The organism is Providencia sp. PROV150 (assembly GCF_028481025.1).
Taxonomy (GTDB): domain Bacteria; phylum Pseudomonadota; class Gammaproteobacteria; order Enterobacterales; family Enterobacteriaceae; genus Providencia; species Providencia hangzhouensis.
Genome location: NZ_JAMPPJ010000033.1, coordinates 42255 through 51931 on the forward strand (window position 1 = coordinate 42255; position 9677 = coordinate 51931).

Here is a 9677-nt window from a genome sequence, read left to right on the forward strand (position 1 = left end):
TTCGTTTGTGTAATTTATTCTGGAGGAAACAATGCGTTTTTTAATTAATTCATTTTTTATATTTTTTGCACTATTTTCGAGCAGTTTATACGCTGCAGATACGGGGTGGTTGCAACCTGCGAATACGGGGTGGATGAATGACAACACTCCACGGCATGCGCAGGTCAGGTTATTAAGTTCAGCACAGGAAAATGGCAAAATTGAAGTTTTGCTTGATGTGCAACTTGATGAGGGGTGGAAAACCTATTGGCGCTCACCAGGCGAAGGCGGAGTAGCGCCTGAAATTGTATGGTCGTCACCTGTCGAATCAACAGATTGGCAATGGCCAACACCAGGGCGCTTTGATGTTGCTGGTGTTTCAACTCAAGGTTATATGGGCGATGTAGTTTTCCCGATAACAGTAACAAGTAATGAGAAGTTGGACAAACTGGCAGGAACGTTAACATTATCAACATGTAGTAATGTTTGTATTTTAACCGATTACCCATTTGAGCTCGATTTAACAGAACCTGTTCCTGCTGACTTTACTTGGGCGTTTAACCAAGCCAAAGGTGCGGTTCCACCATCAAGTGGTTTAGTTGAGCAAACCAAAGTTGGTTTTGCTAATGATAAGCTAATCATTGAATTACAAAAAAATACAGGGAACTCGTGGGAACAACCGAACATTTTCACTGATGTGGTTGAAGGGGCGGCGTTAGGCGTACCTGTAATAGAAACATCAGGAGAACATTTAACAGCAACAATAGATGTTGGTGATGATTGGGGGGGCGAGTCTCCTGATTTAACCGGAAAAACCATTTCTTTTGTGGTTTCTGATGGTGACATTTCCCAGCAAATTAGCCATCAAGTTAGCACATTTACTGGCACAATAGCGTCAAAAGTGAGCGGTGCTTCTTTATGGCAAGTAGTGTTATTTGCACTTTTAGGTGGCTTGATCCTTAATCTAATGCCATGCGTTCTTCCTGTACTCGCCATGAAACTGGGCTCAGTCTTAATGGTTCCGCAAGGTGAGCAGAAAACCATTCGTCGTCAATTTTTACTGTCTTCTTCAGGGATTTTGGTTTCCTTCTGGTTACTCGCCTTACTGATGACCTTACTGCGGGTCGGTCAGCAAGCCGTTGGCTGGGGTATTCAGTTCCAAAACCCGTGGTTTATCGGCTTTATGGTGGTGGTAACGGCGTTATTTACTGCAAATTTATTTGGTTTATTCGAAATCAACCTTGGCAGTAAGGCTAATACACGCTTGGCGACTGCAGGTGGTCATGGCAATAGTGGTCATTTCTGGCAAGGGGTATTCGCGACATTGTTGGCAACGCCTTGTTCTGCACCATTTTTGGGCACAGCCGTGGCCTTTGCACTGGCAGCGCCAATGGAAGAGTTGTGGTTGATCTTCACGGCATTAGGTGTCGGAATGAGTTTGCCTTGGCTATTAATTGCCGCTTTTCCTGCTATTGCGAGGTTGTTACCAAAACCGGGTATGTGGATGCTCAAATTGCGTGCAATACTTGGAGTCATGATGCTAGTTTCCAGCTTATGGCTAATTAGTTTATTAATTCCGCATTTTGGTGTCTCTACTTCGACCTCGATTGCTGTCATTTTCTTAGTGTTATTAGTGGTCTTTATCGCGATAAAACGTGGTGTAAGAGCAGCTATCTTGCCATTTATATTATTCGCTGTTTTTGCTGGTGGATTTGTTTGGATGACGCAAGAACAGCACTCTGGTAGCCGCTCTCTCGTTAAAGATACGGTGAATTGGCAACCGCTAACTGAACAGGCAATTGCTGATGCGCTAGCGGATAATAAACGCGTATTTATTGATGTTACCGCGGAATGGTGCGTAACCTGTAAGGCAAATAAATACAATGTATTGCTAAGAGATGATATTCAACAGCTGCTTAGTGAACCTGATGTTGTTGCTTTACGTGGTGATTGGACGAAGCCTTCACCTGAAATTACAGCATTTTTACAAAAACGTGGGCAGGTCGCTGTTCCATTTAATCAAATCTATGGCCCTAACTTGGCCGAAGGCGAAGTACTTTCAACGATACTTGATCGTGAATCGCTAATATCCGTTATGAATCAGGCCAAAGGAGCCACAAAATGAAAAAAACAATTTTAGCTGTTTTATTTTCGTCACTAATGATTGGATCAGTAGCACAGGCGGCACCTTTGAGTGCAGACCAAGAAGCACAAGTGCGTAAATTAGTGCGTGATACTTTGGTTGAAAACCCAGAAATTCTCGAAGAAGCTATCGTTGCCCTGCAAGCCAAACAAGGGGAAAAACAACAAGCCCAAATGAAAGAAACGTTAAAAGCGGAGCACGATGCTTTATTCAATGACCCAACCAGCCCGCGTATCGGTAAAAAAGATGCTAAGTTAGTTTTAGTTAACTTTACTGATTTTAACTGCCCATTCTGTAAGCGTTTCGACCCTCAACTGATGGATATTGTGAAAAAATATCCAAATGATGTGGCTGTGGTAATCAAATATTTACCATTTAAAGGCCAAACATCAATGGATTCAGCTCAGTTAACCATGACACTGTGGCAAGAAGACCCGAAAGCATTTGAAGCTTTACACCATAAATTTATGCAAAAACAGGGCATGCTATCAGATGCAAATATCAAAGATGCTCTCAAAGCCACTGGCAACGATAAGCTAAAAGCGAGTGATAAGAGCCGCGATGGTATTCGTACCAATATGATATTGGCAGAAAAATTGGGTGTGAATGGTACCCCAGCAACATTGGTGGGTGATGAAATGATCCCAGGTGCTATTGATGCACAGCAGTTTGAGGCGGTAGTGAAGGAGCAGCTCGCTAAGCTCAAATAATCCTCGTCATACTTCGCGCTGTGGCGTTGTTGGCTTCGCTTACTAACCCTAGTCACATACTTATGTATGCTCCTAGGGCTTAGTTTCACTCGCCGCCTAGCCACAACGCGAATTATTTAGAGGATAAAGATTAAATAATCCAAACTCTAAAATTAGAGGATAAAGATTAAATAATCCAAACTCTAGAATTAGAGGATAAAGATTAAACAATCCAAACTCTAAAATTAGAGGATAGGAAAAAAATATTTAATTAAATGCTAAAGCATTCATTTTAAGTGGATGTTTTGGTTTCTTACATCTTTGATTTGTACTATTTGATAACAAATAGGTAAGTAACTATATGAATAAAATAAAAAAGTGGTCTAAAGAAATTATTGTTTTGGCAATTATTTTATTTATTGCCTTTACGGTGATGGATTTATGGCGCAAACCACAAACCCTTGCGCCCGTATTATTGGAGCAGCACACTCTAGTGAATGGTGAGAGCGTTTCATTAGCTGAGTTAAGTAAAGAAAAACCGATTCTAGTGTATTTTTGGGCAACTTGGTGTGGGGTATGTAATTTGACTTCGCCAACGGTATCAGAGTTAAGCCAATCAGGTATGCCAATTATTTCGGTCGCGATACGTTCAGGTGAAACATCTCGCTTAATCAAGGGAATGGAAAACAAGGAATTAACGTTTCCTGTGATTAACGATACCAGCGGTCAGCTTTCCAATGCGGTTGGGGTCAGCGCAACTCCCACATTTATGGTAATTGATAACGGTGAATTAGTTAGCTTTACATCGGGCTGGACTAGCTCTTATGGTCTAAAAATGCGTATGTGGTTGGCATCCTTTTAACTTTCCACCATCCCCTTTGACCTAAAAAAGGGGACTTTTCTGCCTATAAGTTTAATTTATCATTATGGTAAACTCATTTGGCTATATAAATAATAAAATAGGTGAATGGGATGGCTATGTTTAAAAAAGTGGTTGGATTATTTTTAGGCGCGGTATTAATCACGGGATGCTCCCCTGATGTGGAAGAAAAAACGACAACTAAAGAACCATCAGGAACAATAGAAAATTCAAAAATAGAACAGCGTTATGATGAAATAAAAGCTAATTCAACAGAAGATAAAATCAATGCGTTTAATGCAAAAGGAGATGATGACCCAACGATGTTACGGGGTATTTTTCTATCTGACATGGCGGAATCATTGCCTATGCTGATTGATGACGTAACACTATTGACGGAAGTGACTGCTAAAAATGGCATGTTATTTTACCAATACACTATCAAAGGGATCCCTGACAATATATTGGAAGGTGATAGCTGGCAGCAAAATATGCGTGAGATTTTAAATCGCAACTATTGCGGTAAAAATGCAGGTATGGATATTTTGCATGAAATGTTTCCCGAAGGCATTACGCATAATTATCATAAGTCTAACAAACTCATTTTTACCTATATTGTTACCCCTGCAATTTGCCAATAGCATTCATTGGAATGCCTGATAATATTTGTTTATCAGGCATATCAATGATTAAAATTCTAAATTACGAATAAAACGGTAGTCCGCTGATTGTGGTTTTAAACGATACAAATTAGCGGGTCGGCCACGCTCGTGGCGTTTTTCTCCGGTATCAATTAACAAATCAGCTTGTTCGAGTCGGCGCCTAAACGATTTATTTTGTAAAGGCTTACCAATCAAAACTTCATGGACATGTTGTAGCTCTGCTAAGGTAAAAACGTCAGGTAATGCAAAACCTGGAACTATCGAATAGAGTGATTTTTGCTTTAGGCGCTCTCTCGCTTGTTGATAAAGTTTGAGGTGGTCGAATGCAAGAGTCAGTTGTTCAATTTCATCAATAGAAACCCATTTTACAGAATCCACGGTATCAATATGGGCTTCGCAGGCTTGGTAAGCAATTAGAGCTGTGTAGCAAACAGTGACAGACCAGCCGCGAGGGTCTCGTTGGTGGTTTCCTTCCGTACAAAGTTGCTCAACATAAGGAGGAATAACTCCTGTTTTTTCTTTTAGTTTACGTAAAACAGTCTCTTCTAAGGTTTGATCATTTTGCTCATCAATAAATCCTCCCGGTAAGCCCCATTTCCCTTTTTCAGGGAAACTTGCTCGCTCAACCAGTAATACTTTCAACGTGTTTTCATGGTAAGTAAATAAAACGGCATCGACAGTGAGTAAAGGCGATAAATAATCTTTTCTGTCATAACTAGCAAGAAACTCTTTTTCATTCATATTGTTACCACTTATCGCTAAAGATGAAGTTTAGGGTTAAATCATACAGGTAAAAATAGTTATTGTCATTAAGACATTTAATGCTTGACTTGTTTGTGTCTATAGGACAATAATCAATTAAGGTCATAAAGACAATAATGAGGAATCCACTATGATTAACTTTAAATATTTCAAAGCAGACTCATCAACTTTTGTTATTCAATCGGTGAATGGGAAAGTGCGTAAGCAAGGTAAGGGGCTCAGTTTTTGGTATAACTCCGATAAAACTTCCATTGCGGCACTTCCATTAAATGCCCAAGAAGCCCCATTTATTTTTAATTTACAAACGTCTGATTTCCAAAGTTTACGTATCCAGGGGCAAATTTCTTTTCAGGTAAAGCAGCCGGAAAAAACCGCGGACGTCTTAAATTTTAATTTATCTAAGGATGGGAAAAGCTATTCTTCTGAAGATCCCCTTAAATTAAGTGACCGAGTTGTGCGAGCAGCTCAAACAGTGATTCAAGCCAAAATACAAACTACTTCATTGCGAGATGCATTATTGATTAGCCAATCATTAGTGATTTTGGTGAACCAGCAATTAGCAGAGCAGGCGGTTATTGAGTCACTGGGAATTGAAATTTTGGATGTTTCTATTTCTGCCATCGCACCATTACCTGAAACGCTCAAAGCGTTAGAAGCACAAGCGAGAGAATCCATACTGAAAGAGGCTGATGATGCCATTTATGCAAGACGTAAGTTTTCTGTAGAACAAGAGCGAACAATTAAAGAAGCTGAATTAGAAACAGATTTATCTGTTCAGGCCAAAGAACAACAAATTGAAGAGGCTCGTCTTGATAATGAGCGAAAAATATTGCGAGAGCGAGCCGAAATAGAGCAAGAAGAGTTAATTGCACAAGTAAGTGCAGAGGCAAAACGCAATGAGCTGGTTGCGCTTAGTGTTGAAAACCAGCGTATACAGTCTGATGCAGATGCTTATTCCATTGAATCTAAAATGAAAGCTTATAGCCAATTACCCGTTGAAAACTTAAAAGCGTTAGCGTTGGCTAAAATGGGACCTGAGCAGTTGATGGCGATGGCATTCGAATCATTGGCACAAAATGCTGGAAAAATTGGTGAGCTCAATATATCGCCTGATTTATTTAGCCAGTTAATGAAAAAAGGAGGTAAATAATGCAAAGGAATAATGACGTGCGATTTGTATTAGTCATGCGTAAAACGCGTTTACAGGAATTGATTGAACGCTTTAACACCTGGCCTCAAGCCAAATTTTACTTGGAGCATAACCATGTTGAAGTCAGCGATTATTTAAATGAGCATGATTTATATCAGCGCCAATTAGTACAAGCCGAATCGGTATTGAAATCATTGGGTAGATTTCAATTATTGGAACGAAAATTATTGCCTAGTTACCAATTTTCTAAACACGATATTGTTGTTGTCATTGGCCAAGATGGTTTAGTGGCGAATACCTTGAAATACTTAAATGGACAGCCAGTTATTGCTATTAACCCTGATCCTGAAAGGTGGGATGGCCAACTACTTCCTTTTGAAATAGGCCAATTGCAGGAAGTCGTGATAAATACCTTAAAAGGAAAAATAGAGCAAAAAATAGTGACTTTTGCACAAGCTACAACCAATGATGGGCAATCACTATTAGCGGTAAACGATTTATTCATTGGCCCGAAAAGCCACACTTCGGCACGCTATTTATTGAACTGGAATGGGGAACAAGAGTTTCAATCATCTTCTGGAATAATTATATCCACAGGACTTGGGTCAACGGGGTGGTTTCAATCTATTTTAGCGGGAGCACAGGCCATTATGGGAGTAAGTACTCACCCGTTGGCAAAAGGATTTGGTTGGGGGGAAAGTAAATTACAATTTAGTGTTAGGGAGCCGTTTTTAAGTAAAACGACAGGAACCAAATGGGTATTTGGCACGATTGAGCCGAGTAGCCCGTTAGCTGTTGAGTCATTAATGCCAGATAACGGCGTTATTTTTTCTGATGGCATTGAAGATGATTTCTTACAATTTAATTCAGGCTGTATTGTGACGGTGAAGATTGCGGACACACAGGGGTTATTGGTTGCTTAGCTAATTCCCCACCTCATTTACAGGTACCGAGGTGGGGTCAACATCGTTACTTTTGACGTCTATTCATAGCAAAACCAAGAATACCAAACATAATGGCGATTCCCCACATTGGATGATTACTCCAACGTGCGTAAGGGGTTAGCCCTGTTGTCGGTGTGACTTCAGTGGCAAGAGTCGCTGTTTTAAATTGTGGTAGCATATCTTGTATTGAACCATCCGCACGGATCACCGCAGTTATTCCGTTATTAGTGGAACGTAATAATGGGCGTCCCAATTCTAACGAACGCATACGTGCCATTTGGAAATGCTGCCATGGGCCGATAGATTGGCCAAACCACGCATCATTTGAAACAGTAAGTAAGTAGTCGCTATCAGGTTTAAAATTATCTCTGACCTGTGTACCTAAGATAATTTCATAACAAATAGCGGCAGTGAGGTGAATATTCCCTACAGCGAGTTGGGCTTGTTGGTAATCACCACGGCTGAATCCAGACATCGGTAAGTTAAAAAACGGTGCAATAGGGCGCAGGATATCTTCTAATGGAACAAACTCCCCAAATGGCACTAAATGATGTTTGTTATAACGGTTTTTTGATGGGTAGAGATACGGGTTTTTATCCCCTAATACAATAATCGTATTAAAGAACTCATATTCCCCATCCATTGGCCTTGCATCAACGATCCCTGTGATTAATTGAGTGTTCGAAGCCGCTAACAGCCGGTCGAGGGATTTTAGCCATGCTTGGTTATCCAGTTCAACAGAAGGTACGGCAGATTCAGGCCAGATAATTAGCGATGCTTTACCAATATAAGGACGAGATAACTCCATATAGGTATCTTTGGTTTTCTGTAAAAAACTGGCTTCCCATTTCATTGATTGCGGGATATTACCTTGAACTAATGCCACCTGCATTTTGTTGTCTTCAAGCGGGGTAAACCACTGAATATTTTTGGCAACTAATGGGGCAAACAGTAAAACTACCGCTGTGGCTAATGCAATAAAGCTACGACGTAGGATAGCGAGCACTAACAAACCACTAATGCTAAATAATAGCAATGTGATCATTTCGACGCCGAATATTGGAGCGAGCGATTTCATGGGGCCATCAATTTGGCTGTAGCCAAATTGCAGCCATGGGAAACCAGTGAGAACCCAACCACGTAAAAACTCAGTGACTTGCCACAGGGCAGGAGCAAGAAATACTAAACGCCAAATATTGGCATGTGGGGCAAATTTAGCCATCAATGCCCCAAAAAGCCCCGTATAAAGGGAAAGGTATGCTGCCAAAAGAATGACAATAAAGACGTTAACAGGCCCTGGCATCCCCCCAAAATCCGCGATACTGACGTAAACCCAGTTAACGCCACTACCGAATAAGCCAAATCCCCAAGCGAAACCGATAGCAAAAGATTGCTTGGCTGTGCGCTGCAAGGTCAGTAATTGGAGAAAAAGGATAGAAAGAAGTGCGGCAGGCCAGATGTCAAAAGGCGAAAAAGCCAGCGTTCCACTGGCTCCGAAAATTAAAGCCAGCAGTAACCGCAACCGCTGACTTTGATAAATAGACGTTGAGTTCATTAAGTCTGTTCTTCTTCCAAAGTTGGAACTGGCGCGTCGTCTGGAATTTTCACGTGAAGCAGAAGGATCCGGCGACTATCTGCCATCGCAACTTTAAATTGATAGTTGTCAATTGTGATGGTTTCACCACGAGAAGGTAGATGACCGAAGGCTTGCATAACGAGGCCACCGACCGTATCAACCTCTTCGTCACTAAAATGAGTCCCAAAGGCTTCATTGAAATCTTCAATCTGCGTAAGGGCGCGCACAGAATAAGAATGGCGGCTAAGTTGACGAATATCAACATCGTCTTGGTCGTCGTATTCGTCTTCAATTTCGCCCACGATGAGCTCTAAAATATCTTCAATGGTCACTAGACCAGAAACACCACCAAACTCATCGATAACGATAGCCATATGGTAGCGTTGAGAGCGGAATTCTTTGAGTAGTCTGTCTACTCGCTTACTTTCAGGGACAACAACCGCTTGGCGTAATACCTTATCGATACTAAAAGGCTCAGCGTCAGTACGCATAAATGGCAGTAAATCTTTTGCCATTAATAACCCTTCGATATGGTCTTTATCTTCACTAATAACAGGGAAGCGTGAGTGAGCAGAGTCAATAATGACATCAAGGCACTCATCAAGCGTTTGGTTACGTTTTAAGGTAACAATTTGGGAACGCGGGATCATAATGTCGCGCACACGCTGATCCGCAATATCCATTACCCCTTCAAGCATTTCGCGGGTGTCAGGATCGATCAAATCGTTCTGTTCAGAGTCGCGGATTAATTCGACCAAATCATCACGATTTTTAGGTTCACCATGGAATAGGTGATTTAACAGTGCAAAGAACCCTTTCTTAGGACCAGGGTTATCGCTACTCGAAGAGTTATCGTCGCTCATGGCGGTTAATTTTTTTTTCCTCAAAAAATACTCGTCATACTTCGAACCGC

Annotated in this window: 9 protein-coding genes; 6 read left to right on the forward strand and 3 right to left on the reverse strand. The window is 41.1% G+C overall.

Annotation, left to right across the window (positions count from 1 at the left end; translation table 11 throughout):
- Nucleotides 1-31 precede the first annotated feature (31 nt).
- The 4 genes from PSE83_RS19380 (at nt 32) to PSE83_RS19395 (ending at nt 4311) form a co-directional block, all read left to right on the forward strand.
- A complete protein-coding gene (locus tag PSE83_RS19380; protein ID WP_272661035.1) occupies nt 32-2104 on the forward strand; it encodes a protein-disulfide reductase DsbD family protein in 2073 nt (690 codons plus the stop codon).
- The gene (locus PSE83_RS19385; RefSeq protein WP_004257016.1) at nt 2101-2832 is read left to right on the forward strand and encodes a DsbA family protein; all 732 of its coding nucleotides are present in this window, start codon (nt 2101-2103) and stop codon (nt 2830-2832) included. The genes PSE83_RS19380 and PSE83_RS19385 overlap by 4 nt, the downstream gene beginning before the upstream one ends.
- 340 nt (nt 2833-3172) lie before the next feature.
- Nucleotides 3173-3673, forward strand: coding sequence for a redoxin domain-containing protein (locus tag PSE83_RS19390; RefSeq protein WP_096864956.1), 501 nt, complete (start codon nt 3173-3175; stop codon nt 3671-3673).
- 110 nt (nt 3674-3783) lie between these two features.
- Nucleotides 3784-4311, forward strand: a complete 528-nt coding sequence (locus PSE83_RS19395) for a protein K (RefSeq protein WP_096864955.1) — start codon at nt 3784-3786, stop codon at nt 4309-4311.
- Between the two features lie 48 nt (nt 4312-4359).
- On the opposite strand, the gene PSE83_RS19400 is transcribed toward PSE83_RS19395, so the two are convergent.
- The gene (locus tag PSE83_RS19400; RefSeq protein WP_004257005.1) at nt 4360-5073 is read right to left on the reverse strand and encodes an NUDIX hydrolase; all 714 of its coding nucleotides are present in this window, start codon (nt 5071-5073) and stop codon (nt 4360-4362) included.
- A 151-nt stretch (nt 5074-5224) separates the two neighbouring features.
- On the opposite strand from PSE83_RS19400, the gene PSE83_RS19405 reads away from it, so the two are divergent.
- Nucleotides 5225-6244 (forward strand): SPFH domain-containing protein, encoded by a 1020-nt coding sequence (locus PSE83_RS19405; RefSeq protein ID WP_004257001.1) that lies wholly within the window; start codon nt 5225-5227, stop codon nt 6242-6244.
- Nucleotides 6244-7167 (forward strand): sugar kinase, encoded by a 924-nt coding sequence (locus PSE83_RS19410; RefSeq protein ID WP_112307274.1) that lies wholly within the window; start codon nt 6244-6246, stop codon nt 7165-7167. Before PSE83_RS19405 ends, PSE83_RS19410 begins: the two co-directional genes overlap by 1 nt.
- Before the next feature lie 46 nt (nt 7168-7213).
- Here the strand turns inward: PSE83_RS19410 and lnt are convergent, their stop codons facing one another.
- Nucleotides 7214-8743, reverse strand: coding sequence for an apolipoprotein N-acyltransferase (gene lnt / locus PSE83_RS19415; protein WP_004256995.1), 1530 nt, complete (start codon nt 8741-8743; stop codon nt 7214-7216).
- Complete coding sequence (corC, locus tag PSE83_RS19420; protein WP_036958175.1) at nt 8743-9627, reverse strand: CNNM family magnesium/cobalt transport protein CorC; 885 nt, start codon at nt 9625-9627, stop codon at nt 8743-8745. The genes lnt and corC overlap by 1 nt, the downstream gene beginning before the upstream one ends.
- Nucleotides 9628-9677 lie beyond the last annotated feature (50 nt).

Bases quoted from the DNA above. Each gene is read 5' to 3' on its own strand.
- PSE83_RS19380 (WP_272661035.1), top strand. From the start codon at position 32: ATGCGTTTTTTAATTAATTCATTTTTTATATTTTTTGCACTATTTTCG.
- PSE83_RS19385 (WP_004257016.1), top strand. From the start codon at position 2,101: ATGAAAAAAACAATTTTAGCTGTTTTATTTTCGTCACTAATGATTGGA.
- PSE83_RS19390 (WP_096864956.1), top strand. From the start codon at position 3,173: ATGAATAAAATAAAAAAGTGGTCTAAAGAAATTATTGTTTTGGCAATT.
- PSE83_RS19395 (WP_096864955.1), top strand. From the start codon at position 3,784: ATGGCTATGTTTAAAAAAGTGGTTGGATTATTTTTAGGCGCGGTATTA.
- PSE83_RS19400 (WP_004257005.1), bottom strand. From the start codon at position 5,073: ATGAATGAAAAAGAGTTTCTTGCTAGTTATGACAGAAAAGATTATTTA.
- PSE83_RS19405 (WP_004257001.1), top strand. From the start codon at position 5,225: ATGATTAACTTTAAATATTTCAAAGCAGACTCATCAACTTTTGTTATT.
- PSE83_RS19410 (WP_112307274.1), top strand. From the start codon at position 6,244: ATGCAAAGGAATAATGACGTGCGATTTGTATTAGTCATGCGTAAAACG.
- lnt (WP_004256995.1), bottom strand. From the start codon at position 8,743: ATGAACTCAACGTCTATTTATCAAAGTCAGCGGTTGCGGTTACTGCTG.
- corC (WP_036958175.1), bottom strand. From the start codon at position 9,627: ATGAGCGACGATAACTCTTCGAGTAGCGATAACCCTGGTCCTAAGAAA.